General features: G+C 64.9%; 21 protein-coding genes and 1 tRNA gene. 6 read left to right on the top strand and 16 right to left on the bottom strand.

The window, feature by feature from the left end:
- Positions 1-146: 146 nt before the first annotated feature.
- Genes E5554_RS17285 through E5554_RS17260 form a run of 6 tightly spaced genes read right to left on the bottom strand, consistent with a single transcriptional unit; the run spans position 147 to position 5,469 of the window.
- The gene (locus E5554_RS17285; RefSeq protein ID WP_247594297.1) at positions 147-509 is read right to left on the bottom strand and encodes a hypothetical protein; all 363 of its coding nucleotides are present in this window, start codon (positions 507-509) and stop codon (positions 147-149) included.
- Positions 506-2,560, bottom strand: a complete 2,055-nt coding sequence (locus E5554_RS17280; protein WP_136187553.1) for a TonB-dependent receptor — start codon at positions 2,558-2,560, stop codon at positions 506-508. Before E5554_RS17280 ends, E5554_RS17285 begins: the two co-directional genes overlap by 4 nt.
- A complete protein-coding gene (locus tag E5554_RS17275; protein WP_136187552.1) occupies positions 2,557-3,318 on the bottom strand; it encodes an energy transducer TonB in 762 nt (253 codons plus the stop codon). The genes E5554_RS17280 and E5554_RS17275 overlap by 4 nt, the downstream gene beginning before the upstream one ends.
- Positions 3,319-3,320: 2 nt before the next feature.
- Positions 3,321-3,617 (bottom strand): hypothetical protein, encoded by a 297-nt coding sequence (locus E5554_RS17270; protein WP_125985779.1) that lies wholly within the window; start codon positions 3,615-3,617, stop codon positions 3,321-3,323.
- Complete coding sequence (locus tag E5554_RS17265; protein ID WP_136187551.1) at positions 3,614-3,904, bottom strand: DUF3325 domain-containing protein; 291 nt, start codon at positions 3,902-3,904, stop codon at positions 3,614-3,616. The genes E5554_RS17270 and E5554_RS17265 overlap by 4 nt, the downstream gene beginning before the upstream one ends.
- The gene (locus tag E5554_RS17260) at positions 3,901-5,469 is read right to left on the bottom strand and encodes a PepSY-associated TM helix domain-containing protein (RefSeq protein ID WP_136187550.1); all 1,569 of its coding nucleotides are present in this window, start codon (positions 5,467-5,469) and stop codon (positions 3,901-3,903) included. The genes E5554_RS17265 and E5554_RS17260 overlap by 4 nt, the downstream gene beginning before the upstream one ends.
- Positions 5,470-5,956: 487 nt before the next feature.
- Here E5554_RS17260 and E5554_RS17255 point away from each other — a divergent pair, with 487 nt between their 5' ends.
- Positions 5,957-8,077, top strand: coding sequence for a TonB-dependent siderophore receptor (locus E5554_RS17255; RefSeq protein ID WP_136187549.1), 2,121 nt, complete (start codon positions 5,957-5,959; stop codon positions 8,075-8,077).
- Positions 8,078-8,180: 103 nt separating this feature from the next.
- On the opposite strand, the gene E5554_RS17250 is transcribed toward E5554_RS17255, so the two are convergent.
- From E5554_RS17250 to moaA, 3 genes are all read right to left on the bottom strand, one after another.
- Positions 8,181-8,255, bottom strand: a tRNA-Asn gene (locus tag E5554_RS17250).
- 76 nt (positions 8,256-8,331) lie between these two features.
- Positions 8,332-9,108: an NAD kinase gene (locus E5554_RS17245; RefSeq protein ID WP_136187548.1), complete on the bottom strand. Its 777-nt coding sequence runs from the start codon at positions 9,106-9,108 to the stop codon at positions 8,332-8,334.
- Positions 9,105-10,118 (bottom strand): GTP 3',8-cyclase MoaA, encoded by a 1,014-nt coding sequence (gene moaA, locus E5554_RS17240; protein WP_136187547.1) that lies wholly within the window; start codon positions 10,116-10,118, stop codon positions 9,105-9,107. The genes E5554_RS17245 and moaA overlap by 4 nt, the downstream gene beginning before the upstream one ends.
- Before the next feature lie 121 nt (positions 10,119-10,239).
- Between moaA and E5554_RS17235 the strand changes: the two genes are divergently transcribed.
- Positions 10,240-12,252 carry a bifunctional diguanylate cyclase/phosphodiesterase gene (locus tag E5554_RS17235; protein WP_136187546.1) on the top strand — a complete coding sequence of 671 codons (2,013 nt, stop codon included), beginning with the start codon at positions 10,240-10,242 and terminating at the stop codon, positions 12,250-12,252.
- Here the strand turns inward: E5554_RS17235 and E5554_RS17230 are convergent.
- Both E5554_RS17230 and E5554_RS17225 read right to left on the bottom strand, forming a co-directional pair.
- Positions 12,241-12,978, bottom strand: coding sequence for a TorF family putative porin (locus E5554_RS17230; protein ID WP_136187545.1), 738 nt, complete (start codon positions 12,976-12,978; stop codon positions 12,241-12,243). The genes E5554_RS17235 and E5554_RS17230 overlap by 12 nt on opposite strands.
- Positions 12,965-13,372: a hypothetical protein gene (locus E5554_RS17225; protein WP_048936909.1), complete on the bottom strand. Its 408-nt coding sequence runs from the start codon at positions 13,370-13,372 to the stop codon at positions 12,965-12,967. The genes E5554_RS17230 and E5554_RS17225 overlap by 14 nt, the downstream gene beginning before the upstream one ends.
- A 478-nt stretch (positions 13,373-13,850) precedes the next feature.
- Here E5554_RS17225 and E5554_RS17220 point away from each other — a divergent pair, with 478 nt between their 5' ends.
- Positions 13,851-14,180 carry a DUF2322 family protein gene (locus E5554_RS17220; protein WP_136187544.1) on the top strand — a complete coding sequence of 110 codons (330 nt, stop codon included), beginning with the start codon at positions 13,851-13,853 and terminating at the stop codon, positions 14,178-14,180.
- A 1,035-nt stretch (positions 14,181-15,215) separates the two neighbouring features.
- On the opposite strand, the gene mfd is transcribed toward E5554_RS17220, so the two are convergent.
- Both mfd and E5554_RS17210 read right to left on the bottom strand, forming a co-directional pair.
- Entirely contained in the window at positions 15,216-18,692 is a 3,477-nt protein-coding gene (gene mfd, locus E5554_RS17215) for a transcription-repair coupling factor (protein WP_136187543.1), read from the bottom strand.
- Positions 18,693-18,805: 113 nt separating this feature from the next.
- Positions 18,806-19,072 carry a succinate dehydrogenase assembly factor 2 gene (locus E5554_RS17210; protein WP_136187542.1) on the bottom strand — a complete coding sequence of 89 codons (267 nt, stop codon included), beginning with the start codon at positions 19,070-19,072 and terminating at the stop codon, positions 18,806-18,808.
- Positions 19,073-19,159: 87 nt separating this feature from the next.
- Between E5554_RS17210 and recG the strand changes: the two genes are divergently transcribed.
- Complete coding sequence (gene recG, locus E5554_RS17205) at positions 19,160-21,223, top strand: ATP-dependent DNA helicase RecG (protein ID WP_136187541.1); 2,064 nt, start codon at positions 19,160-19,162, stop codon at positions 21,221-21,223.
- Between the two features lie 14 nt (positions 21,224-21,237).
- On the opposite strand, the gene E5554_RS17200 is transcribed toward recG, so the two are convergent.
- Complete coding sequence (locus E5554_RS17200) at positions 21,238-21,570, bottom strand: endonuclease domain-containing protein (protein ID WP_247594296.1); 333 nt, start codon at positions 21,568-21,570, stop codon at positions 21,238-21,240.
- Positions 21,571-21,736: 166 nt separating this feature from the next.
- Between E5554_RS17200 and E5554_RS17195 the strand changes: the two genes are divergently transcribed.
- Positions 21,737-22,840 (top strand): mechanosensitive ion channel family protein, encoded by a 1,104-nt coding sequence (locus E5554_RS17195; protein WP_136187539.1) that lies wholly within the window; start codon positions 21,737-21,739, stop codon positions 22,838-22,840.
- On the opposite strand, the gene E5554_RS17190 is transcribed toward E5554_RS17195, so the two are convergent.
- Positions 22,812-23,168, bottom strand: coding sequence for a PilZ domain-containing protein (locus tag E5554_RS17190; protein WP_004207490.1), 357 nt, complete (start codon positions 23,166-23,168; stop codon positions 22,812-22,814). The genes E5554_RS17195 and E5554_RS17190 overlap by 29 nt on opposite strands.
- Positions 23,169-23,244: 76 nt before the next feature.
- Complete coding sequence (tyrS, locus tag E5554_RS17185; RefSeq protein ID WP_136187538.1) at positions 23,245-24,462, bottom strand: tyrosine--tRNA ligase; 1,218 nt, start codon at positions 24,460-24,462, stop codon at positions 23,245-23,247.
- Positions 24,463-24,517: 55 nt separating this feature from the next.
- Between tyrS and E5554_RS17180 the strand changes: the two genes are divergently transcribed.
- Entirely contained in the window at positions 24,518-25,603 is a 1,086-nt protein-coding gene (locus E5554_RS17180; protein ID WP_136187537.1) for an anhydro-N-acetylmuramic acid kinase, read from the top strand.
- The last annotated feature ends 28 nt before the right edge of the window (positions 25,604-25,631 follow it).

Raw genomic sequence — 25,631 nt, 5'->3', positions numbered from 1 at the left:
AACCGTGATCCGCCGCGGCTTCGGGCCGAGCGTTAACTGTCAACTAAAGTTGTAGACAATTTGCGCAAATGAGTTCGGGCAATGTGGCGGGAGAATGGCTCATAGATTTGCGCGGCAGAGATGGGCGCGCCGATCATCGGCTGTGGTCAGCTTCGGCGTGCTCCGCGTCCGCTATATAGGGTCAGGGGCGATAGCCGCAGATTATTCCGGATCAGCAGCTCCGCGCATGCGCGGGTATCGGCGGTCAGTCGTTCGTCCAGGGGTATTGTGGGGGCAGAGGTGAGACGCTGGGCGTCGGCCAGCGAGGCAAGCAGGACCAGTTCGTCGTCACTGACATAGCGGGTGCCGGGCGGCTGGATTCGCAGGCCGCATTCGATGGCGAGCCCGCGCAGGCGGGCGAAGCTGTCGATGGCCGCGAGACCGATCCGCTGCTCCTCGCCCCGCAGCATTGCGAGCACCCGGCGCTCGGTCCGTGTACGGCGGTGGAGGGGCAGGGTGGAGCGGTTCACAGCGCACGCGCCAATGTCAGCGAGACGACGGCACCCTCCCACTGGTTGCGCTGTTCCTGCCCGCTATAGCTGCCTGCCCGGCTTGGACTGTAGAAACGGCGCAGCCGATGATAATCCTGACCGTTGAGCGCGCTGGCCCGCAGCGTCGTCTTGAACCCGGCCAGCGCCGTGGTTTCGACATAGGCATCGAATGTGGCATCGTCGCGCCAGGTCAGTCGCTCACCGGTGTAGAAGACATCGCCCTGTTCGGCGGCGGTATAGCTGATCCCCCAGGATGAACGCAGTTTCGGCACGTCGTGGCGGAACTCGGCGGTCAGGCTGCGTGGCGCGATATCATCCATCTTTCTGTTGTCTCCGGTTACAGGGTCGCGCATGCGCGATCCCCGTAGCGTACCGTCGAGCGTCAGCCGCGCGCCGCGCAGGGCGGCATCGAGCGGCAGCGTTGCTTGCGTGCTGATACCCCATTGGCGGGCATTGCCGATCGTCCCCAGCGCTTCGTCGCCCGTGGGGAGGAGGAGATAGCCGAGCATCCCCTGGTGCCATTGATGATAAGCCTCGACCGCCAGCGCGCCGCCCTTGCCCCAGCGATGGTCGGCACGGGCAAGCGCGCGGGTAACGCGGGCTGGGCGCAATTGCGCATTTCCACCGAGCGGCCGGCCGTCGGCCTGATTTACCGACGCAGCGAAGTCGCCGAAGTCGAGCTGATCGACCGTGCGGCGAATGCCCAGTCGCAACTGGCTGGTATCGCGCGGCGACCAGACCAGAGCGGCAGACGGTTTCCAATAGGACAGGCTTTGCTCGTTCGCAGCATCCCCCGTGACGCGGATGCGCGACAGTTCGAACGCCATGCCGCTTTCCAGCATCCAGCGCTTGCCGAGGCGCAGTGTGACATTGGCAAAGGCCTCGCCCCGCAGTTCGGATACACGGCTATTGGCATTTGCCAGGGTGATCGGCGTCAGGCCGCTGCCATTATCCTCCGCATAGTCGAGGGCACTGTTGAGCCGGTTATAGGCGATCTCCATCCCCAGTTCGGGGCGGAGTACGTGGTCGCCACCCCGCGTCAGCGTCGTGCGACCGACCAGCTCCAACGGCTTCTGCGCCAGCGCCGAAACGCCACGATAGCCCGGCTCGACATAGTCCTCGTCGGTGGTCAGGCGTTCGACCCGACCGAGCCCCACCAGCTTTGCCGACCAGTCCTTGCCAAGGGTGCGGGTCCAGTCGAGCCCCAATTCGCCACTGCGCCCCTTTTCGTCATAGCCGATGGTCCGCTCGATCATCGCTGCACCGTCAGCCGGCGTGATCATGATCGCCCGATCGGATTCATAGCCATCCCGATTGAGCCGCAGATTGAGCGTCAGCGTACCGCCGGCCAGCACGCCGGATGTCGATGCCGCAAGCCCTATCTCCGGCGCCTTGCCGATGATGCGCTCATGCCGGGTCTCGGTCGGCATGCCATTGCCGTTGCTGATATGATAGATGCCGTCGATCGGGTAGCGGACCTGCTCGACCGACAGTTCCACATTGCTTTGCCAGCCGGCAATCTTGCGTGCGTGGCTGATCTGGGCAGAGGGCGATATTCGGCCGTCGCGGGTATGGCTGAGCTTCAGCGAGGCATTGCCCGATCCGCCCCCATCGGTGCGCAGGATGACATTGGCCACCAATGTCTGTCCCTGTGCCTCGGCCGCGTCGGTCCCGCGCAACAGCACGACCCGCTCGACGCGTGCGGCACCGATCCGGCGCAGTACCTCGGTAATGCCGCCGGCCTTCACCGTAGGTCGCTGACCATCGATCAGCACATTGCCGGCCGCGCCGCCAAAACCACGCAGGCTGTTACCCTCGCTCAACAGGAAGCCGGGGGTGCGCTCCAGCATGTCGAGCGCGGTCTGGGGCTGAAAGGGCGCGTAGAAATCGGCCGGATAAACCGGATCAGGACCGGTCGGGACGATTGGTGGATGGGCCGGCGGACTATTATCCTGCGCCCCTTCCTGTTCGTTCGCCATCACGCCCGCCGTCATGGCGAGGCCGGCCATCAGCGCAGGAAACAACATCATCGCAGGAAAAACTCGACCGGCACGACTAGTTCGATGCTGTCGCCCTTCACATCCTCGGGCGGTTTGGGCAGCGGTTGCGCGCGCCTGGGCAAGGCCAGCGCTTCCTGATCGAGCGATCGCACGCCGGACGAGCGCTCGATCCGTGCCGACAACAGCTTGCCGTCCCGGTCCATGACAAAGCGGATATAGGGAACACCCTGCTGCCGCGCGAAATGGGCATCGCGGGGATAATGCTTCACCTTGTTAAGTGCGCCCAGCACCAGTCCTTCCCAAGTGGGCTTGCCGGTCGATATCTGTGGTGCCGGCGGTGCTGGCTTGCTTTCCGGCGCAGTGGTTTCCTTGATCGGCGGTCCGGGATCGGGAACAGGCTTGGCCGCCACGGCCGGTAGTACATTGGCGCTCGGAACGATGATCTTGGGCGGTTCCAGCATCGGTTGCTGGGGCGTGGGCTGCGACTTTTCCTTCTGCACCTGTTCGGGACTAGGCGGCACTTCGCGTGCCGGTTCCAGCGGCGCAGCCGGCGGAGCAACGGCAAAAATACTCAGCGTCGGCGTCGATTTCGGCGCGACATAGGTGTGCCAGGTGACAAAGCTCACCGCCAGGACGGCCAGTCCGATCGCCCCGACGCCGCCCATGCCCGCCAGGCGCGTGCGAAGCGGCATCGCCTGGTCGCTGTAGCGGCTATAGCTCCAGGCCGGTTCGATGCGTGAAGGCGTGCGATTGGTCAGTGGCGCACGGGCGAGAGGAAGTGAAGCCATATCTATTCCGAAAGCATGAGCAGCAGCATGGCGGGGGGCAGGGCCAGGAGGATCATGACGCTCCATGCGCGCGCCGGATTGCGCGCGTGAAAGGCGCTCATTGCGATCACCGCGAACAAGGCAAAGCTGGCAAGCGTAACGCCGGTGACGGCTTCGACCGCATCGGTGCCAAGCCGAACGAGCAGGCGGGAAAGGGCCGCAGTGACGAGCGCGGTCAGGCCATAGGCACCCAGCGTGCAGGCCGTGATCCGTCCGGCATTGGCCCAGCGCGCACGAGCGACAGAGCTGAACCCGATCATGGCCGCACCCAAGTGAGGATGCGCTCGCGATTGCAATTGAGCGTCACGATCGTGACGGCGCCGGCGCTCAGCCAGCCGAACCAGGCGACGCTGCCATAACCCCAGCCAAGGCCAAGGCCTGCGATCAGGAAGGCGATGCTCAGCAGCGCAAAGCCCGCCTGGCGCAATCGGCGTGATTGCTGGTCGGGCAGCTTGCGACGAAGCCAGTCCTGCTGGTGGCGGGCCATCGCCAGAAACAGCAGCGCAAAGCCGCTGAGCGACAGCAGGGCTGTTGCGACATGGGTCATGCCGGCACTTCCTGAAAATCTTGCTTGGGCTGGCGCGTGCGGCTGCGCGCCTTGGCCTTGGACTGGTGGGTTGCCACCTTGCGGGCGGCAAAGGCGAAGCCAGTGGCGGTCAGGATCATCATCAGGTCGAACAGGATGAAGATAGCGTCACCCGCCATCACGCTGGCGGGCAGGCCACGGGGCGTGGTAGCGGCGTTGACCAGCGGAATGGCGGCATAGAGCAGGGCGCAGGCGGCCAGTCCTTCAATCCAGGCGCGGCGCGCCGGGCGACCAAGGCTCCAGACGAAGATCGCACCCCACATGATGAAGAGGGCGTTGACCTCCCAATCGGCGCGTTCGGCCATGGTCGGATCGAGCAGCCGGTTGGCGAGGAAATAGACCGCGATCCCTGCCGATGCGCCGGCGATGACGCCGATGTTCAGCCGTTCGACCAGACGGAAACCGAAATGGGGTCGGGCCGGATTGGGCAGCTTGGCGCGACGCTTGACCGTCCACAGCACCAGCCCGCTGCCGACCATGATCGTGCCGCCCACGCCGGAGAGGAAATAGAGCCAGCGCAAGGCCGGGTTGGCATAGCGGCCGGCATGAAGGTCGACCATCACCCCCTTGGTCGCTGTCGCTGCGCCGCCTTCGCGCGGGCCAGCCAGCGGCTTGCCGGTGGCGCCGTTGAGGTAGAGCATCGGCTGGTGGCCGCCCAGCGTTTCGGTGCGGGGCCAGATGCGGACGATAGCGGCTGCATTGCCGGGATGGCTGATGCTGACATAGCTGGGCTCGAAACCGGGACGCAAAATGCGGGCACGCTGTAGCAGTTCGGGGATCGGGCGCAGATCGGCCTTCGCCTCGCTCGGTTCGCTCTTTGGCCCGGACGGGAAGGCCGCCTCATAATAGGCGTCGGTCGACGGGAAATTTGCGCTGATCGCCCATGGCATCAGGGTGAAAAGCAGGGTGACGAGCCCGGTATAGGTGATCATCAGATAGAAGGGCAGGGCGAGGACGGCGGTCACATTATGCGCGTCGAGCCAGGAGCGCTGGCCCTTGCCGAAGCGCAGCAGGAAGAAGTCGGTGAAGATCTTCTTGTGGGTGACGACGCCGCTCAGGATCGCGACCAGCATGGCGAGTGCAGCCAGGCTTACGAGGAGGCGCGCCCACATGACCGGCATATAATGAAGGTCGAAATGCATGCGATAGAGGAAGAAACCGCCGCGCGTATCGCGCACGCTGGTCAGGGCGCCGCTGGTGGCATCGAGCGTCCGTTCCTGCTGACTTGAGCGGTCGCCGCCCGCCGGTGTCCAGCCGATGGAGAAGCCTTCGCCGCCGCGCGAACCGGGAAGGGAGAGCGTCCAGTCGTCTGCACCCGCGCCTTCCTTGCGCAGGATCGTGTCGGCGGCGTCGATTGCCTTATCACTGACCGGGGCGGGTGTCAGTTCAGGTCGCATCCATTGCGATATTTCCTGCTGGAAGAACGCAACCGTGCCGAACAGGAAGATGACGAACAGCAGCCAGCCAGGCAGCAGCCCGGTCCAAGTGTGCAGCGTCGACATGGTCTGGCGCAACGATGCCTTCATGATGCCTTGCCTCCAGCGATCTCTACTGACCTGTGCTCGTGCATAACCCGCTGTTCGCTAATGCCCATCAATGCCCTGTTCGGTTGACGTTTGGCGTGACTGGATTTCCAAAGAAAAACGTCGAGAAAAATTGGAAAGCCGCCCCGTCGCCTACAAAATGCATACCCCATGCGAGTGGTTCGCTTTGCGCATCGCCACGTTGGGATGGTGCCATTAACGCAAATGCGATTTATTTGCAAAACAAGACATTTGATTTTTGCGCGGTTCGCAAAGCCTGCCGCTGCACGGCAAATAGTCCTTGTCGAAGGCGTAATGTGCCCCGTACTGGACAGCATAAATCACAGCCCCTAATTCGCATATGCGAATCAATAGCAATAAAGGGGCTGGTATGCGACATATGAGATGGATGGGGGCGTTGCTGTCTGGGGGCGGTATCGTTGCCGCGGCGGTGCCTGCGTTTGGGCAGGAACAAGCCAGTCAGGCTGTCATGCTCGGGTCGGTCCGGGTCGAAGGGGAGGCCGTTGATGATGGGCTGACCGGCGATCCCGCATCTACCGAGGGGACCGGCTCTTACACGACCCGGTCGATGAAGACCGCGACGAAGCTGCCCATGTCGATCCGGGAGACGCCGCAGTCGGTGACCGTCGTCACCCGCCAGCGACTGGACGATCAGGTGATGACCAACATCACCGACGTGGTGGAAAATACGCCAGGCCTGTTCCTCAACTATTCCAGCGGACCTGGCCGCCCGAGCTTTACCGCGCGTGGCTTCGATATCGACAACATCATGTATGACGGCCTGCCGTCCCGCTATCAGGGATGGGTCGTGGGCAGTCAGGCCAATATGGCCATCTATGACCGGGTGGAGGTGGTGCGCGGCGCTACGGGCCTTGTAACCGGCAGCGGCAATCCATCGGCGGCGATCAATCTGGTGCGCAAGCGCCCGACCCGCGACTTTCAACTCAATCTCGAAGGATCGGCCGGCAGTTGGGACAATTATCGCGGGCAGATCGACATGTCGGGCGGTGTCGATCAGGCCGGCAATCTGCGGGTGCGGGTCATCGGCTCCTATCAGGACAGCAGCAGTTTCCGCGATGGCGAGGTCATTCATCGCGGTCTGATCCATGCGATCGGCGAATATGATATCGGTCCCGATACGACGTTGATGGTGGGCGTCACACATCAGGATGATTTCTTCAACAGCTTCTGGGGCGGCTTGCCGCTAAGCGCCACCGGCACGCATCTCGACCTGCCGCGCTCGACCCGGCCCAGCTATGACTGGGAAGGCAAAAGCCAGAAGTCGAACACCGTCTTTGGCGAACTGATCCATCGTTTCGGCCACGACTGGAGCGTCCGGCTGGCGAGCATGAAGGTGTGGCAGGATGCCATGTTCTCCGGCACCTATGTCTATCGCCGGCCCGACCTGACGCTCACCCATTCCGCCTATCAGGCCGCCTATGACGAGGATCAGGCCAGTGTCGACCTCTATGCCAGCGGGCCGGTCACATTGTTTGGCCGCGACCATGATCTGACATTCGGCGCCAGCCGACGCGAGACCTCGACAGGCACGCAAAATTACAGCGGGGGCGGGCTGCTCGCAGGCAATGTCGACATGTTCGATTTCGACCCGGCCAGCGGTGCTCGGCCCAATTTCGTGCCGACGACCTACAGCCGGAACGTCATCAGCCAGAGCGGTCTCTATGCCTCGACCCGGCTAAATCCGTTCGATGGGCTGAAGGTCATCCTGGGCGGGCGGCTGGATTGGTACGATTATGATAACCGCACGGCTGCGACCGGCGATTACAAGGTCGATGCCCACCAGACCGTCTATGCCGGCGCGATCCTGGACATCTATCGTCATCATTCGTTCTATGCCAGCTTCACCGACATTTTCCAGCCGCAAACGGCCAGGGGCTTTGCTGTCGACACCGATAGCCAGACGATCCTGAAGCCGATCACCGGCCAGAATTACGAGGTGGGTATCAAGGGCGAATATCTCGACGGCGCGCTGAATGCGGCGATCGCACTCTTCCGCATCGACCAACGAAATAGGGCATTCGTGCCGACCGATCAGAGCGGTTGTCCCAGCTTCCCGGCCAGCAGTTGCTCGACGGCTGCAGGTCTGGTGCGCAGCAAGGGCATTGATGCCGAGCTTCAGGGCGCGATTACGCCCGACTGGAACATTTCGCTCAGCTATACCTATACCAGCATTCAATTTGTGCGGGACACCAACCCCGAAAATGGCGGCAAGAATTTCGACACCGACATGCCCCGCCACATGGCTAAATTGTCGACCTTCTACACTCTGCCGGGGAAGCTCGACCGGCTGCGTGTCGGCGCCGGACTTAACTGGCAGAGTCGCATATACAACGACAATAACGGCGCCAATTTCAACAATGTCGCCTTCCGCGTCGAACAGGGGGGCTATGCCGTTGCCGACCTGATGCTGGGATACAAGATCAGCGACCGGTTCGATCTTCAGGCCAACATCAACAATCTGTTCGACAAGCATTATTACAAGGCGATCGGCTATGATATCCGCTGGGGCTCGACCGATGCCTATGGCGATCCGCGCAATATTCTGGTGACGCTGCGCGGCAGAATCTGAAGGCATGCGCTCGCCAGCCATGGTTGGCGAGCGCCGCAATCGTGCGATGCGCTGAATTTCGGATTGTCTGGAGCCAGCCCGGCCTTGCCAAGGGCTGAAATAGTGGCTCCCCGAGTAGGATTCGAACCTACGGCCATTCGATTAACAGTCGAATGCTCTACCGCTGAGCTATCGGGGAGCAGCCCCGCTTGCGCCGGGCAGGCCGCGCATATGCAGCGGCTTGTCCCAAATGGCAAGCGTGAAATTGCAGAAAATTACGCGATGAATTGTTCGGCCGCGATCCGGTCGTCCAGCGTATGTTCGGGGTCGAACAACAGGGTCAGCGGGGTGGCGCGGTCGATCTTGACCTCGACCTGGGCGACGTCGCGGACTTCGCGCTGGTCGGCGACGGCACTGACCGGACGCTTGACCGGATCGAGCACGGTAAAGCGAATCGCGGTATTTTCCGGCAGGATGGCGCCACGCCAGCGGCGCGGCCGGAACGGGCTGATCGGGGTCAGGGCGACCAAGGCGGACCCCAGCGGCAGGATTGGGCCGTGGGCGGACAGATTATAGGCGGTGGACCCGGCGGGGGTGGCTACCAGCACGCCGTCGCACACCAGTTCGGGCAGCACGGGGCGATCATTGACCTGCACTTCCAGCTTGGCGGTCTGGCGGGTTTCACGCAGCAGCGAGACTTCGTTGATCGCCGGAATGGAGAAACGCTCGCCATCGACCGTATCGACCACCATGCGCAGCGGGTTGACCTTGAAGCTCTTGGCCTTTTCCAGCCGCTGTTCCAGCCGTTCCAGCCGCCATTCGTTCATCAGGAAGCCGACCGTGCCGAGGTTCATGCCGAAGACCGGCAATATGCGGCGGGATTCCAGCATGGCGTGCAGCGTCTGCAGCATGAAGCCGTCGCCGCCCAGCGCAATGACCGTGTCCGCCTGATCCAGTGGCACGAAATCATAGGCGGCGCGCAACCGCTCTTCCGCTGCCCGTGCAGCCTGGGTCGGGGACGCGACGAGGGCGCGCCGGGGTTCGCTGTTCATCCGCCGGTGACGCTCATATGTCGCTGGACCGCGGCAGTCGGTGCGCCGGCGCCAATCCGGAAATCATGGGCGGCAGGCTTGCGCCGCAGCGCGCGATCGACCAGCGGCTCGACTGCGGCGAGGCCGCCGCTGCGCAGGGCGGCCTTGAAATCGACATGGTCGTCATGGCCCAGGCACATGTAGATCTTGCCCTCGCAGGTCATGCGCATGCGATTGCAGTCGGCGCAGAAATTGCGGGTGAGCGGGGTGATGAGGCCAAGGCGGATGCCCAGCCCCTCAACATCATGATAGCGCGCCGGGCCACCCGTGCGCGCCGCGATCGGGGTGAGGGCATGATGGGCGTCAATCTCCTGCGCGACATGCGACAGCGGCAGATAATGGTCGGTGCGATCTTCGCCGGTTTCCCCCAGCGGCATGGTCTCGATCAGGGTCAGGTCGAAGCCCTGGCTGTCGCACCAGCGCAGCATCGGCAGGATCTCGTCGGCATTGATATCCTTGAGCGCGACCATGTTGATCTTTACCGCAAGCCCCGCCGCGCGCGCGGCATCCAGTCCGCGCCGCACGGCCGATAGGTCGCCGCCGCGGGTGATATGGGCGAAGCGATCGGCCTGCAGGCTGTCGAGGCTGACATTGATGCGGCGGACGCCGGCGTCGTGCAGCGCCTCTGCATGATCGGCCAAACGCGTGCCGTTGGTGGTCAGCGTCAGTTCCTGAAGGCCGGCCTCCAGATGGCGACCGATTCGACGGATCAGGTCGATGATGTCGCGGCGCACCAGCGGTTCGCCGCCGGTCAGGCGGATGCGGCGCACACCGCGCGCGATGAAGAGATCGGCGAGAAGCGCGATTTCCTCCAGCGTCAGAACCTGATTTTTCGGCAGGAACTGCATCCGTTCCGCCATGCAGTATCGGCAGCGCAAGTCGCATCGATCCGTAACGGAAATCCGCAGATAATCGATCCGGCGGCCAAGGCCGTCGGTCATGGAAGTTGCGGCAGGATCGACCATGGCCATGCCCCTAGCTAAGCCATGGGCATGGCGGGCGCAAGCTGGCCGGTTGCGGGGCGGTGAAGAGGTCGGTAACCGGTTGCTGTTACAAGAGCGGCATGCGCCTTGTCAGGGAGTCGATAAAAGAGTGAGCGGGCAGGCCGCCCCGGACGGGCAGCGCAGCATCTTCATCCTGTCGCCCGGCGACCGCGACCCCCTGTGCCGTGCCGCGCAGGAGGCGGGCTGGCGCGCGATCGGTGCGCGGCGTGCCACGGATGCCCCGCAACGTTTCCTGCGCAGCGATGCCCAGATCGCGCTGGTCGACATGCGCGGCGGGACGGCGGCCAAGCTGATCGCGCCCTTGGTGCCGGCGGTGGATGCGGGCGGCTGCGCGCTGGTGGTGCTGGTCGATGCGGCGGCGGTCGCGATCCTGCCGCAATTGTTCGACGCCGGCGCGACCCATTTTCTGGTGGCGCCGGTGACGCAACCCCTGTTGCAGGCGACGCTGGCATCGGCGCAGCGGCTGGTCGAGCGGCTGGGCGGTGGCGCGATGCAGAGCCAGCGGGCGCAGCGCATCCGTCGGGGCGACGCGCTGTACTGGGAGATGGACCGCGACGGTGCCGGGCTGCGGCTGAGCGAGAGTCTGGCCCGCAATCTGGGGATAGAGGCGTGGCAGCCGACGCCATCGACCTTGATCCACCGGCTGGCGCGTAATGAGCGCAAGGCAGTGCTGAACGCGCTGGAGGGAATGATGCAGTCGGGGCGTCCGGCGGCGTTCGCCCATGCCGTGCCGGGGCGGCCGGGCAATCGGCTGGTGCATCATCTGCGCTTCGTCGATGGCACGGTGGCGGCGGATGTGGAGTGGCTGTCCGACGCGCAGGACCAGGATGTGGCGAGCCGCGACAATCTGACCGGGTTGCGTTCACGCCAGGCGGCACTGGACTGGCTGGATCGCCGGTCGGGGCTGCCGACGACGGTGGTGCTGCTGTCGATCAGCCAGTTCGATCGCATGAATGCGGCCTATGGCCAGGTGGTGGGTGACGCACTGCTGGGGCGGATTGCGCGGCGGATCGAACAGATTGTCGACAGCGTGGCGGGCCATGCGATGGTCGCGCGGATCGCCGGCACGGAATTTCTGGTCGGCCTGACCGGCGAGCCAGCGGCGGCGGAGCGGGCGACCTATCTGGCGCGGCAGTTGATCGAGGCGATCAGCCGGCCGTTCAGTGCGGGCGACCATCTGATCCGTTTGATTGCCCGTTGCGGCATCGCGCAGGCGCGGGCGGAGGATGACGCAACACAGTTGCTGCGGCGGGCAGGGGCTGCACTGGCCGATGCGCGGCAGGGCGGGGGCGAGGGCGTTCGCATCTTTTCCGCCGAGAAGCGCAGCCGCCAGCTCGACGCCGACCAACTGGAAACCGACCTGCGGCTGGCGCTGCACCGGGGCGAGATCGGCATCGTGTTCCAGCCGCAATATCCGGTCTATGACCATCGCATCAGCGGGGTCGAGGCTTTGGCGCGGTGGAACCACCCGATCTATGGCCCGCTGGGGGCCGGCATATTGTTCGGCACGGCGGAGCGGTCCGACTATATGCTGCCGCTGTCGGCGCATATCCAGGCCGAGGCATTGCGGCAGGCGGCGGCCTGGCCGAGCGCGCTGTCCAATCTGCGCCTGTCGATCAACGTCACGGCGGCGGATATTTCGCAGCCGGGGTTCATGGCCGATTTCCTGGGCCAGGTGGACCGCAGCGGCTTTCCCCGCTCGCGGCTGACGGTGGAGATTACCGAAAGCGGGCTGATCCAGGATGTCGACGCGGCGGCGGCGCTGCTGACGGCGCTGCGGTCCGAAGGGTTGGCGGTGGCGATCGACGATTTCGGCACCGGCTATTCGAGCCTGGCCTACCTCAAGGGCCTGCCGCTCGATTATCTGAAGATCGACTCCAGCCTGGCCCAGGATATCGCCGGGTCGGCGCGGGACCGGATCATCGTGCGCGGGGTGATCCATATGGCGAAGTCGCTGGGCCTCAACGTCATCGCCGAAGGGGTGGAGACGGAGCAGCAGCTCGACCTGCTGGCACGGGAAGGCTGTGATTATTATCAGGGCTTCCTGCGCTCGGCGGGCGTCTCCTCGCCCGAACTCATATCGCTGGTGCTACAGGGTTAGGCCAACCTTTCCGATGAGGGCCGAGCCGGCGTGGCGCGCGTCGCGGCTGTCGATGTCCGTGTCGCTGTAGCGCAACTCCGCCGACCAGCGACCGCGATACCAGGCGATGGCTGCGCCATAATCCCAATAATCCCCGCCCGGCCGCAGCCGTTGCGAGGCGATCGGATCGCGATCCGACCCGGAACTATGGCCGACCCGCGCCGAGGCGGTGAGCGGCGTGCCCGGAATGGCGAAGGAAGCGGCGGAGGATAGATAGAGATTGTCGCCGCCGATCGCCGACTGGCGCGGCGCAAATTGGGCGCCGATGTCGATGCTGGCAGGGCCGATCAGGAAGCCGGCGCCGGCGCCAAATTCGCCATAGCCCTGATGATCGGCACCGGGGAAGAGATGGTAGCGCGCGTCGAGCGACAGCCGCCAGCCGCCCAGCTGGTGGACATAGGAAGGGCCAAGGTCGATCACGGCGTCGGCGCCGCCATGGCGATCGCTGCCCCAGAGACTGGTCGCGGCGCCATCGAGCGACAGGCCCTGCGCGACCGGCACGGAGACGCTGCCGCGCAGCACCGGATCGCCGTCGCTCCAGCTCAGGCCCCGGCGACGCTCGTCGCTGGCGACCTCGATCGTGGCGCTGGGGCCGCTGGCATATTGGGCGGCGGCCGGTACGGCATGGAGGGCGAGGCCAAGCCCGCCCAGCCATGCCAGGCCGATGGTCCGATCAGTTCGACGCAAGATTGCGCACCGAGTCCAGTTCGGCCAGCAGCGGCGCGCGATCGGCTTCTGCCACGGCGATCAGGTGCGCTTCGATCTTGTCCTGATACTGGGCCATGTTGCGTTCGCCCGACTGACGGCCGGTCGTGCAGGCGCCAGCCTCGCTACCCGAAAAGCGCTTGTCGCTCGACACGGTGCGGGCGAGCGCAGGGCCATGGTCCAGCTTGCGGTCGACGACGATCGTCGCGGTCCACTGGCAGCGCTGGCCGTCCATGCGGTTGGGCGTCTTGGCGCCGATGGTCTTTGTGCGGATGTCGGCACGGGCGGTGTAGGTGGCACCGACCTGGTTGCCATGATGCTCGACCGAGACATTATGGGTCGCGGCGGCGGCAAGCGCCATAAGGATCAAACTCATTGCATTCTCCTGCTGTGACGCCGCGCTTTGTTGCCCGGTCGTCACGAAGGCATGTAGGTTTCTACTGTTGCTGCTTCTTTTCCGGTTGATGATGAATGGCGACATGAAGGTCGGATGGGGAGGCAGCCGACGCGACAGTTGAAAGTACATAGTGTCGATGTCGTGCGCATTTGGGCGTTTTTGCCCGAGAAGGCGACAGTCACGCGCCGACGAAGCGACAGTGGCGCGCCTGTAACGCAGCTGCGACGCGACAGTGAGGCGACAGCAAAGCGACGATCATGGGCGATGATCTGGCGTGTTGCGGGGGTGGCGGGACCGGGTCGGTAATGCGGGCAAGGCGATGGGCGTGTGCTGTTTCATCCGACAGGATAGAGCAGGGAAAATCCAAATAGGAAAGATGTGGTCGATGGCCTGGCTGGCCGGGCGGGAGGGAAGCTGCTAGGCGCGCTCATTCCAAATTCGAGGCGGGAAACCATTGATGATTCAACCGGATGTGACGTTCAAAGACAATCTCCAGCTGCTGCCGCCGATTGACGGCATTGCCCGCATCGACCTGAAAGACGCGAGCGGCAAGGTGGTCGCCAGCATCGAGAACCAGCCGGGCAAGCAGGGCTCGCTGGCGGTCTATCATTATCTGCAGAAGGTGTTTGGCACGCTCGACGCGGCCGCTGCCGAACATGGGCTGGCGGTGTTTGCCGAACATACAGCCGATGCTCGCAACCGGCCGGGCGCGCACCCCAATGTCGATCGGCTGATCGCGATCGTGGAAGGTGGCGACGCGCTGGCGATCGGGGTGGTCGCGGGCTGAACAAGGCGGGTAAATCATTTCCTTGATGCGCCATTTCTTTTGCCGCTGTCGGGGCATGACGCAGGGCCTGCCAAGTCGGGCGGGTGAAATCGGATGAGGACAGACTGATCCGAAAGACCCTCACCCTCCCACGCCTGCGGCGCGGGGCCCTCCCTCTCCCGTGAACGGGAGAGGGTAATTGGCAATGGCCGGGAGGGGTGGATTGCGGACAGTCCGCCAATGCAGCAAAATGCAAAGAAGCAGCCACTGCCGGATAAGGATTTAGCGTGCTTCCTACATTCAATCAGGGCCGAGCCGCAGTTAGGCGAGCAACAATCTTTGCCACTATCATTTTTGCGTTGTCGACAGTCATGCTGTTGCTGGGACTATGCTCACGATTTGGCCCCGTGGTTGCCCGTGCGGTGATCCATCCGATAGCAGTGACAATGGGCCTTCAAGACGGCGACGAAGGCCTAATAGTGCTTGCTATAATCGCTGCGGTCAGTGCGTCCCTAACGCTCATTGGCTGGGCGGCGGTTCGCATTTTCACGGAACGGTGATTATTGTCTGCGTCTAACGAAACGACCAGCACCGATTTCCGGCAAAAAATGGTCGCTTCTTGCTGGGCAGCTTTTCCACCCAGGAGCGGACCGACCGCTATCGGGTGTGCCTGGCGCCGATCGGCGCGATGAGTGTCTATCAGGGGTGGTTTCCTGCCATTCCCCTCCCGTTTACGGGAGGGGCGCGAGACTTAGGCGCGAAGCGCATTAGTCGCAGCGGGGTGGGCTCTCGCAACGTCCAACCCACCCCTAACCCCCTCCCGTTTACGGGAGGGGGAACATGTCTGTTTTTGATCGTTTTCAGGCCATCCTCCCCTGCAAGGGGAGTTCAAGGGAGACCCGTGTTTCCCTTGAACTGGCCCAAGGCCAGACGGAGGGGTATCTCCCTCTCGATAGGGCGACACCCCTCCACCACTTCGTGGCCCCCCTCGCAGGGGAGGAATTTACAGCCGCTGCTGGTCGTTTTCTCCCCGCAGGGTGGGGGCAGGATGCGGCTTCACCCAGCTGCCTTGGCCAGCCCCTTCGACAATTGCAGCGCGCCGTTGAGGCGGGCGGCGGGGTCGGGCCAGGCGCGGGTGACGACCACCTTGCTGTCCGGGCGCAGGCGGGCGACGCCGTCGAGGCGCTGGACATAGGCGACCAGACCTGCGGGGTTGGGGAAGCGATCCTCGAAGAAGCTGACCAGCGCGCCCTTTGGCCCGACATCGATCTTGGCGATATTGGCCTTGAGGCAATTCTGCTTGATCTCGATGATCTTGAGCAGGTTCTGGGTCGGCGCGGGCAGCTTGCCGAAGCGGTCGATCAGTTCGGCGGCGAAGGCCTCCAGCCCCTGGCGATCCTCCAGCTCGTTGATGCGGCGATAGAGACCCATGCGCAGGTCGAGATCGGGCACGAATTCTTCGGGGATCATGATCGGCGCGTCGACGCTGATCTGGGGCGAGAAGCTGTCGCGGCGCGCTTCGAGGCCGGCACCGCCGGCCTTGGCGTCCATGATCGCGTCCTCCAGCATCGACTGGTAGAGTTCGAAGCCGACTTCCTTGATATGGCCCGACTGTTCGTCGCCGACGAGGTTGCCGGCGCCGCGAATGTCGAGATCATGGCTGGCGAGCTGGAAGCCGGCGCCCAGCGTATCGAGATCGGACAGCACCTTGAGCCGCTTTTCCGCGGTTTCGGTGATGATGCGGTTGGCGGGCGTGGTGAAATAGGCATAGGCGCGCGTCTTCGACCGGCCGACGCGGCCGCGCAGCTGATAGAGCTGGGCAAGGCCGAAGCGGTCGGCGCGGTGGATGATGAGGGTGTTGGCGCTGGGAATGTCGAGGCCGGATTCGACGATGGTGGTGGAGAGCAGCACGTCATAGCGCTTGTCGTAGAAGGCGGACATGCGCTCCTCGACATCGGTGGCGCTCATCTGGCCATGGGCGACGATCGGCTTCACCTCTGGCACTTCGGTGCGCAGGAATTCCTCGACCTCGGTCAGGTCGGAGATGCGCGGCACGACGAAGAAGCTCTGGCCGCCGCGATAATGTTCGCGCAGCAGCGCCTCGCGGATGACGACGCCGTCCCAGGGCATGATGTAGGTGCGCACCGCCAGCCGATCGACCGGCGGGGTCTGGATGACCGAGAGTTCGCGCAGGCCCGACATCGCCATCTGGAGCGTGCGCGGGATCGGCGTGGCGGTGAGGGTCAGGACATGAACGTCGGTCTTGAGGGACTTCAGCCGTTCCTTGTGGGTGACGCCGAAGCGCTGTTCCTCGTCGACGATGACGAGGCCGAGGCGCTTGAACTCCAGCCCCTTGGCCAGCAGGGCGTGAGTGCCCACGACAATGTCGATCGTGCCGTCGGCCAGGCCCGCCTTGGTCGCCTTCGCCTCCTTGTCGGGGACGAGGCGGGAAAGGCGGGCGATTTCCAGCGGGAAGCCGCGGAAGCGCTCGACAAAATTCATGTGGTGCTGGCGCGCGAGCAGGGTGGTGGGGCAGATCACCACCACCTGCATGCCGGCCATGGCGGCGACGAAGGCGGCGCGCAGCGCGACCTCGGTCTTGCCGAAGCCGACATCGCCGCAGACGAGGCGGTCCATCGGGCGGCCGGCGCCCAGATCCTCGATGACATCGCCGATCGCGCGGTCCTGATCGTCGGTTTCCTGATAGGGGAAGCGGTCGACGAAGGCGGGATAGCCGGCGGCGTCGGGCTCGGCGATCTCGGCCGGGCGCAGGGCGCGCTCGGCGGCGGTCTTGAGCAGTTCGCCCGCAATCTCACGGATCCGCTCCTTCATCCGCGCCTTGCGCCGCTGCCAGGCCTCGCCGCCCAGCTTGTCGAGGCTCACGCCCTCGCTGTCGGAGCCGTAGCGCGAGAGGACTTCGAGATTTTCGACCGGCACATAGAGCTTGTCGCCGCCGGCATAGGAGAGGGCGACGCAGTCATGCGCGGTCTTGCTGACCGGGATCTGGGTCAGCCCCTCATAGCGGCCGATGCCATGGTCCATATGGACGACGAGGTCGCCGGGCGAGAGGGTGGCGAGTTCGGCGAGGAAGGCGTCGGCGCTCTTCTTGCGCTTGGCGCGGCGGACGAGGCGGTCGCCCAGCATATCCTGTTCGGTGAGGACGGCGACGTCGGGCGCGGTGAAGCCATGGTCGAGGCCGAGGACGGTGAGGACGGCGCTGCCGCCCGCCGCGGTGCCAAGCGCCTCCTGCCAGCTGTCGGCGGTGGCGAGGCGGGCGACGCCATGATCGGCGAGCAGGCCCGACAGACGCTCGCGCGCGCCGGCCGAATAGCTGGCGATCACCACCTTCTTCTTGGTGCGGCGCAGGGCGTCGATATGCTTGCCGACCGCCTCATAGACATTGACGTTCTGCGCGCGTTCGGGCGCGAAATCGCGCGGGCCGTCGACGGCGAAGTCGAGGACGGTGGCGCTTTCGGGCTCGTGGAAGGGGGTGGTGGCGTGCATCGGCCAGACAGCGGCGGAGGCATCCCACTCGGCGGCGTCGAGATAGAGGGCTTCGGGCTTCAGCGGGCGATAGGCACCGGGATCGGCCGATTTCGCGGCGATGCGGTTGGCATGATAGTCGCGGATCGCCTCGAACCGGGCCTCGGCTGCGCCGACCACGCCATGGTCGCGGACGATGATCGCGTTTTCGCCCAGATGCTCGGTCAGCGGAACCAGCTTTTCCTCGAACAAAGGCAGCCAATGTTCCATGCCGGCGAGGCGCCGGCCCTCGCTCACCGCCTGATAGAGCGGGTCGCCGGTCGCGGTCGCGCCGAAGGTTTCGCGATAGCGGCCACGGAAGCGCTTGATCGTGTCTTCGTCCAGCAGCGCCTCGGACGCGGGGAGCAGGGTGAAGCCGTCGACGCTGCCGGTGGTGCGCTGGTCGGTCGGGTCGAAGCGGCGCACCGTCTCGATCTCGTCGCCGAAGAAGTCGAGGCGCAGCGGCTGGTCCTCGCCGCCGGGGAACAGGTCGACGATGCCGCCGCGAATGGCGAATTCGCCGCGATCATGGACGGTGTCGGTGCGGACATAGCCGTTGGATTGCAGCATGTCGGCAAGGCGCGTGATCGCGATGCGTTCCTTGGGCGCGAGGCGCGCGACCAGCTGGCGGACGCGGAACGGGGTGAGGGTGCGCTGGGTCAGGGCGTTGAGGGTGGTGAGGACCAGTTGCGGTCCCTTTGGCTTTGCCTGCAGCGCATGGAGGCCGGCGAGGCGCGCCGACGCGGTGCGCAGCGAGGGGCTGGCCCGGTCATAGGGCAGGCAGTCCCAGGCAGGGATTTCGATGAGCTCGATCTCTGGCGCAAAATAATGAGCAGTGTCGGCGACCGCGCGCATCAGCTGCTCGTCGGAGGCGACGAAGACGGCGCGGGTCGCATCCGAACCATGGGCGGCGCGGGCAATGTCCGCCAGCAGCCAGGGCTGGAAGCCGGCCGGCACGCCGGACAAGGTGAGCGGCGCCTTCGCCTTCAGGATTTTCTGGAGATCGGTCATTGTCTTCTCTGTTCCCCTCCCGCAAGCGGGAGGGGCTAGGGGTGGGCAAATGCAACAGAGGTGGCGCAGGCCCACCCCCTAACCCCCTCCCGCTTGCGGGAGGGGGGGACTTGTCAGTTCTCGATCTTGACGAAATCGAGCTTCAGGAACTGGTCCATCATCGGGCCCTTCCATTCTTCGGGCACGGCAATGGTGCCGAGCGCCCAGCCGATGATGTCGGCATCCTGTTCGTCCATGAAGCGCTCGAACCAGGCGATCTGCTCCTCGTTCCAGCTCGCATGATAGCGCTCGAAGAAGCCGCCGACCGTATAATCCGCCTCGCGCGTGCCCCGGTGCCAAGCGCGGAATTTCAGGCGACGCATCAGCGGGTTGTCGTTCACAATTTGTTCCTTTAACGGACGTGCCGAAACAGCCGATCGGATATTTGAATGACCGTCCCGGCTGCGTTAGAGAAGCCTCAGATAGCCATGCGACCCGATATTCTCAATCCGCTCTTTGCCGAAATCTCCGCGCTCAAGGGCATTGGCCCGGCGCTGGCCCGTCCGCTCGAACGGCTGGGGCTGGCGCGGGCGGTCGATGTCGCCTTTCACCTGCCGGTCAATTATGTCGACCGGAAACTGATCGACGAACTGGACATGGCGGACGCCGGCAAGGTGATCGGCATCATGCTGACCCCGGTCGATTATCGCGCCAGCGGCAATGCGCGCGCGCCGTTCCGGGTGCAGGCGCTGGACGCCCATGGCAATGCCGTCTCCCTCGTCTATTTCGGCCGCAACAGCGCCTGGCCGCGCAAGCTGCTGCCGCTCAACGAACCGAAATTCGTGTCGGGCAAGCTGGAAGCCTATGGCGACAATCTGCAGATGGTCCATCCCGACTATGTGCTGCCGCCCGAGGAGGCGGATACCGTGCCGGCGCGCGAAAGCGTCTATGGCCTTTCCGAAGGGCTGACCAACAACCGGATGCGCGACCTGGTGGGGCAGGCGCTGGCCCGTGCGCCCGAACTGCCCGAATGGATCGAGCCGAGCCTGCTGGCGAGCAAGGGCTGGCCGGCCTGGCGCGCGGCGCTGGAGCGCTTCCACGCCGACCCAACCGACGCACAGGCGCGCGAGCGGCTGGCCTATGACGAGATTTTCGCCGGGCAACTGGCGCTGATGCTGGTGCGGCAATCGTCGCGGCGGCGGCGCGGCGTGCCGATCAGCGGCGACGGGCGGCTGCGCGCGATGCTGAAGCTGCCTTTCGCCCCGACCGGTGCCCAGCGCCGCGCGATCGGGGAGATCGAGGGCGACATGGCGCAGGCGACGCCGATGCTGCGGCTGCTGCAGGGCGATGTCGGATCAGGCAAGACGCTGGTGGCGCTGATGGCGCTGCTGAACGCGGTCGAGGCCAGGATGCAGGGCGCGATGCTGGCGCCGACCGAAATATTGGCGCGGCAACATTATGAGACGCTGCGCAAGATGGCGTCGGGTCTTCCGATCGAGATCGCGATCCTGACCGGGCGCGAGAAGGGGAAGGTGCGCGAGGCGACGCTGATGGGGCTGGCCGATGGCAGCATCCACATCCTGGTCGGCACGCACGCGATTTTCCAGGAGAAGGTGCAGTATAAGGCGCTGGGCCTGGCCGTGATCGACGAGCAGCATCGGTTCGGTGTGGCGCAGCGGATGATGCTGCCGAGCAAGGCCGAGCGATCGCCGCATCTGCTGGTGATGACGGCCACGCCGATCCCGCGCACGTTGACCCTGACCTATTATGGCGAGATGGACGTGTCGCGGCTGGACGAGATGCCGCCGGGCCGCCAGCCGATCCAGACGCTGGTGATGTCCGCCAACCGGCTGGACGAGGTGGTCGAGGGGCTGGCCCGCCATGTCGAAGGGGGCGGGCAGGCCTATTGGGTGTGCCCGCTGGTCGAGGAGAGCGAGACCAGCGACCAGGCGGCGGCCGAGATGCGGGCCGAGACGCTGCGCCAGCGCTTCGGCGACCGGGTGGGCCTCGTCCATGGCAAGATGAAGGGGCCGGACAAGGATGCGGCGATGGAGGCCTTTGCCGCCAACCGCACCCAGATATTGGTGGCGACCACGGTGATCGAGGTCGGCGTCGACGTGCCCAACTCAAGCCTGATCGTGATCGAGGGGGCGGAGCGCTTTGGCCTGGCGCAGTTGCACCAGTTGCGCGGCCGCGTGGGGCGCGGCGACAAGCCGTCGGTCTGCCTGCTGCTGCGCGGCAATGCGCTGGGCGAGACGTCGCGGGCGCGGCTGGCGCTGATGCGCGAGACCAATGACGGTTTCCGCATCGCCGAGGAGGATCTGAAGCTGCGCGGCGCGGGCGAGGTGCTGGGCACGCGCCAGTCGGGCGAGGCGGAACTGAAGATCGCGACGCCCGAACATGTGTCGGCACTGGTGGACGCGGCGCGCGACGACGCTCATCTGCTGATCGACCGCGACGGCGGGCTGGACAGCGAACGCGGGCAGGCAGCGCGCACCTGCCTCTATCTGTTCGAGAAGGACGCGGCAGTGGGATTGCTGCGCGGCGGGTGAAGAGGCTTGTCGTCTTAGCCCTCTCCCGCTTTCGCGGGAGAGGGTTGGGTGAGGGTCTTCTTTTTCGAAAGCGCTGATCGAATGGCGTCTGCAACGCCCTCGATATTTTCTACTACATCATGATTCCAGAAGCGGAGGATGTGCAAGCCGCGCGCCTCCAGATAGGCAGTGCGACGGCGATCGCGATCTTCATCATGCTGGCCGCCATCAAGCTCCACGGCCAATGCGGCTTCCACGCACAGAAAATCGACGACGAATGGATCGATCGTTGCCTGACGACGAAATTTGAATCCGTCCAACTGGCGGTTGCGCAAGATGCTCCATAGCATGCGCTCGGCATCGGTCATGTCGCGCCTTAGACGTGCTGCGTGGGGACTGATCTGGCGGCGGACCGGGAACATTCATCGCATCATAAAGGAAGAAAGACCCTCACCCAACCCTCTCCCGTGAAGACGGGAGAGGGCTAGAAGTGCCCGGCCTTCCTGCGTAAATTTGCTGCACCTGCGAAACAAAATGCGGGGCGGTCGCGTTGCCCTTGGCATGACCGACATCAGCCTGACCCATATTACGCCGATGGCCGCGCTTTCGATCGCGCTGTCGGTGGTCGTCGCCTTCGCCGTTCATGGCGCGCTTTACTGGATTGCGGTGCGGCTGGTGAAGCGCGCGCGGATCGAGCCGCTGCTGTTGCCGGCCATCTTCCAGCCGACGCGCTGGCTGGTGGTGCTGCTGGCTCTGGGCGCGGGGCTCAAGTCGATCGAGATGGGGCCGCGGATCGAGGATATCTGGTCGATCGGGGCGCGGATGGTGTTTGCGCTGCTTGTGGGCTGGCTGATCTTTCGCGCGATGCGGGCGGGCAAGGCGATGCTGGAGGCGCGCGCCGACATCAGCGTCGAGGATAATCTGAAGGCGCGGCGGCAGCGCACCAAGATCAGCATCCTCTATCGCATCTGCCAGTGCATCGTCGGCTTCTTTGTGATCGCGATGATGCTGATCGCCATTCCGGGCGTTCGGACGATCGGCGTGTCGCTGATGGCGTCGGCGGGCCTCGCCGCGCTGGCGGTGGGCGCGGCGGCGCAACCGGCGCTCAAGAATCTGATCGCGGGCATCCAGATGGCCTTTTCCGAGCCGATCCGACTGGACGATGTCGTCATCATCGAAGGGGAATGGGGGCGCATCGAGGAGATCAGGCTGACCTATGTGATCGTGCGCATCTGGGACGACAGGCGCATGGTGGTGCCGGTATCCTATTTCCTGGAGAAGCCGTTCCAGAACTGGACCACGAAGACGTCGGACCTGCTGGGCACCGTCTTCCTCTATGTCGATCCGACCGCCGATATCGAGCGGATCCGCGCGCGCTTCGTCGAGGCGGTGAAGGCGAACGGGCGCTGGGATGGGCGGGTGGCGATCCTGCAGGTGACCGACCATCGCGCCGATGCGCTGGAACTGCGCGGGCTGCTGTCGGCGCGCAATGCCGGGATCGCGTTCGATCTGCGCTGCGAGGTGCGGGAGGCGATGCTGACCTTCCTGCGGACCGACATGCCCGAGGCGCTGGTGCGCGGGCGTCAGACGCTGGAGAGGGATGAGGCCTTTACCAGGCGGTCCGGCGTGGCGGGATGAGCGCCATCATGGCGTCATAGCCGGCAGTCGGGATCGGCTCGACAAATTCGAGCCCGATACGGCCTTCCTCGCTCCAGCGGACGAGGGCGCGACGATCCTTGAGCACCGGCAGCCAGATCAGCACCCGGCCGCTCAGCGTGAGCAACTCTTCCGTGCGGCACATCAGGCCGAGTGGCGAGATGTTGATGATCCGCACGCCATGGGTGCGGCCGTCCGCTGTAATATGGCTGACCATGTCGACCAAGTCGCGCGCCACCCGCCGCTGATCGACGGACGGGTCGCGCGACCGCATGACATGGCCAAGATTGGCGAAAACCGAGGAGGACATGGGTTTCAGCCTAGCGGGCGGAAAGTGGAGGCTTTCCTACCTGGTAGCGTTAACTAGGCTGAAACCCTGTTTGTCCTCAGGCGGTGACCAGGCCGTGCTTCTTGGCGCCGAAGCTGAGCTTGTCGCCGGCCTTGAGCGTAACGGCCGGGTCGGTGACGACCTCGCCATTCACCTTGATCGCGCCCTCGGCCAGCTTGCGGCGGACTTCCTTGTTGGACGTCGCAAAGCCAAGGCCGGTGGTCGCCTGGACCACGGTCAGGCCTTCGGTGCCCAGCGCGACGGTGGGCAGGTTGGCGTCCGACGCGCCTTCCTCGAAAGTCTTGCGCGCGGTTTCGGCGGCCAGAGCGGCGGCTTCGACGCCACGGCAGAGTGCGGTCGCCTCGTTGGCCAGGATCTTCTTGGCCTCGTTGATCTCCGCGCCCTGGAGCGCGGCGAGGCGATTGACCTCGTCCATCGGCAGGTCGGTGAACAGGCGCAGCCGGTTGAACACGTCGGCGTCGGCGGTGTTGCGCCAGAACTGCCAATAATCATAGTCGGACAACTGGTCCTGGTTCAGCCAGACGGCGCCGCCCACGGTCTTGCCCATCTTGGTGCCGTCGGCATTGGTCAGCAGCGGCGTGGTGAGACCGAACACCTGCGTGCCATCGACGCGACGGGCCAGTTCGACGCCGTTGACGATATTGCCCCACTGGTCCGATCCACCCATCTGCAGGCGGCAATTGCTGCGGCGCGACAGTTCCAGGAAGTCATAGGCCTGGAGGATCATGTAGTTGAATTCGAGGAAGCTGAGCGACTGTTCCCGATCGAGGCGCAGCTTCACGCTGTCGAAGCTCAGCATCCGGTTGACCGAGAAATGCTGGCCGATGTCGCGCAGGAAGGGGATATATTCGAGCTTGTCGAGCCAGTCGGCATTGTCGACCATGATCGCGTCGGTCGGGCCGTCGCCAAAGGTCAGGAAGCGTTCGAACACGCGCTTGATGCTGGCGACATTTTCCTGGATCAGGTCGACGGTCAGCAGCTTGCGCGCTTCATCCTTGAAGCTGGGATCACCGATCTTGCCGGTGCCGCCGCCCATCAGGACGATCGGCTTGTGACCCGCCTTCTGCAACTGGCGCAGCATCATGATCGACACGAGATGGCCGACATGGAGCGACGGCGCAGTCGGGTCGAAGCCGATATAGCCCGGCACCACCTGTTTGGCGGCCATGGCATCAAGCCCTTCCGCGTCGGTCAGCTGGTGGATGTAGCCGCGTGCTTCGAGCAGGCGGAGGAGATCGGACTGATAGTTGCTCATGACGCGCGCCTGTAGCATTGGGGCAGCAACTGGAAAAGAGGCGGAGTTTTCGATCATGTTGGCAATCGGTCTGATGTCCGGCACCTCGCGCGACGGGATCGACGCCGCGCTGATCGAGACGGATGGCGAGGGCCAGGCCGAGGCAATCATTTTCCACGCCCAGCCCTATAGCGATGATTTTCGCGAACGTCTGGCCGCAGCCTGCGCGCGGGCGATGGCGATGGACGCGCCGGGCGAGGATCCGCTGATCCGCGCGGTGGAGATGGACCTCACCAATTTCCACATCGATGCGATCGCCGACATGCTGGGCCGCAGCGGCCATGTGGCGGAGGATATCGGGGTGATCGGCTTTCATGGTCATACCGTTGCCCACCGACCCGAGCGGCGCTGGACCTGGCAGATTGGCGATGGCGCGGTGCTGGCCGGCGCGTTCGGCATTCCCGTGGTCGCCGACCTGCGCAGCGCCGACGTGCAGGCGGGCGGGCAGGGGGCGCCGCTGATGCCGGTCTATCATCGGGCATTGTCCGACGGGTTGGCCAAGCCGGTCGGCATCCTCAACCTGGGCGGGGTGGCGAACATCACCGCGATCGGATCGGACGGTAGCCTGGTCGCCTTCGACACCGGGATGGCGAGCGGCCTGATCGACAACTGGATGCAGGCGTATGGGGACGCGGCCTATGATGCGGGCGGCGCGACCGCCGCGCGGGGCCAGGTGGACGAGGCGCGGCTGGCGGCGATGATGGCTGACCCGTGGTTCGCCGCGCCGCCGCCCAAGAGCATCGACCGCGAAGCCTTCACCATCGCGCCGGTCGAGGGATTGTCGCTGGCGGATGGGGCGGCGACGCTGACCGCCTTTTCCGCGCAGGCGGTGGCGCGCGGTGTCGACCATCTGCCCGAGCGGCCGGCGCGCATCTATGTGGCAGGCGGCGGGCGTCATAATGCCACGCTGATGGCGATGCTGGCGGCGCGGACCGGCGCCGATGTCCGGTCGGTCGACGAACTGGGCTGGGATGGCGACGCGCTGGAGGCGCAGGGCTTTGCCTATATGGCGGTGCGCCACCTCAAGGGCCTGCCGATCAGCTTTCCCGGCACCACCGGCGTGCCTGAACCGATGACCGGTGGCGTGTTGTTCCAGCCCTGAAAAAGGGGGATGGGGCGGCCGGGCGCCG

Source organism: Sphingobium sp. PAMC28499 (assembly GCF_004795815.1).
Taxonomy (GTDB): domain Bacteria; phylum Pseudomonadota; class Alphaproteobacteria; order Sphingomonadales; family Sphingomonadaceae; genus Sphingobium; species Sphingobium yanoikuyae.
This window is presented reverse-complemented; position numbering and strand designations above follow the sequence as displayed.

What these genes read in the sequence shown, in the direction of transcription:
- E5554_RS17280 (WP_136187553.1), bottom strand. Translation starts at nt 2,560, where the DNA reads ATGATGTTGTTTCCTGCGCTGATGGCCGGCCTCGCCATGACGGCGGGC.
- E5554_RS17275 (WP_136187552.1), bottom strand. Translation starts at nt 3,318, where the DNA reads ATGGCTTCACTTCCTCTCGCCCGTGCGCCACTGACCAATCGCACGCCT.
- E5554_RS17270 (WP_125985779.1), bottom strand. Translation starts at nt 3,617, where the DNA reads ATGATCGGGTTCAGCTCTGTCGCTCGTGCGCGCTGGGCCAATGCCGGA.
- E5554_RS17265 (WP_136187551.1), bottom strand. Translation starts at nt 3,904, where the DNA reads ATGACCCATGTCGCAACAGCCCTGCTGTCGCTCAGCGGCTTTGCGCTG.
- E5554_RS17260 (WP_136187550.1), bottom strand. Translation starts at nt 5,469, where the DNA reads ATGAAGGCATCGTTGCGCCAGACCATGTCGACGCTGCACACTTGGACC.
- E5554_RS17255 (WP_136187549.1), top strand. Translation starts at nt 5,957, where the DNA reads ATGCTCGGGTCGGTCCGGGTCGAAGGGGAGGCCGTTGATGATGGGCTG.
- E5554_RS17245 (WP_136187548.1), bottom strand. Translation starts at nt 9,108, where the DNA reads ATGAACAGCGAACCCCGGCGCGCCCTCGTCGCGTCCCCGACCCAGGCT.
- moaA (WP_136187547.1), bottom strand. Translation starts at nt 10,118, where the DNA reads ATGGCCATGGTCGATCCTGCCGCAACTTCCATGACCGACGGCCTTGGC.
- E5554_RS17225 (WP_048936909.1), bottom strand. Translation starts at nt 13,372, where the DNA reads ATGAGTTTGATCCTTATGGCGCTTGCCGCCGCCGCGACCCATAATGTC.
- E5554_RS17220 (WP_136187544.1), top strand. Translation starts at nt 13,851, where the DNA reads ATGATTCAACCGGATGTGACGTTCAAAGACAATCTCCAGCTGCTGCCG.
- mfd (WP_136187543.1), bottom strand. Translation starts at nt 18,692, where the DNA reads ATGACCGATCTCCAGAAAATCCTGAAGGCGAAGGCGCCGCTCACCTTG.
- recG (WP_136187541.1), top strand. Translation starts at nt 19,160, where the DNA reads ATGCGACCCGATATTCTCAATCCGCTCTTTGCCGAAATCTCCGCGCTC.
- E5554_RS17200 (WP_247594296.1), bottom strand. Translation starts at nt 21,570, where the DNA reads ATGACCGATGCCGAGCGCATGCTATGGAGCATCTTGCGCAACCGCCAG.
- E5554_RS17195 (WP_136187539.1), top strand. Translation starts at nt 21,737, where the DNA reads ATGCGGGGCGGTCGCGTTGCCCTTGGCATGACCGACATCAGCCTGACC.
- E5554_RS17190 (WP_004207490.1), bottom strand. Translation starts at nt 23,168, where the DNA reads ATGTCCTCCTCGGTTTTCGCCAATCTTGGCCATGTCATGCGGTCGCGC.
- tyrS (WP_136187538.1), bottom strand. Translation starts at nt 24,462, where the DNA reads ATGAGCAACTATCAGTCCGATCTCCTCCGCCTGCTCGAAGCACGCGGC.
- E5554_RS17180 (WP_136187537.1), top strand. Translation starts at nt 24,518, where the DNA reads ATGTTGGCAATCGGTCTGATGTCCGGCACCTCGCGCGACGGGATCGAC.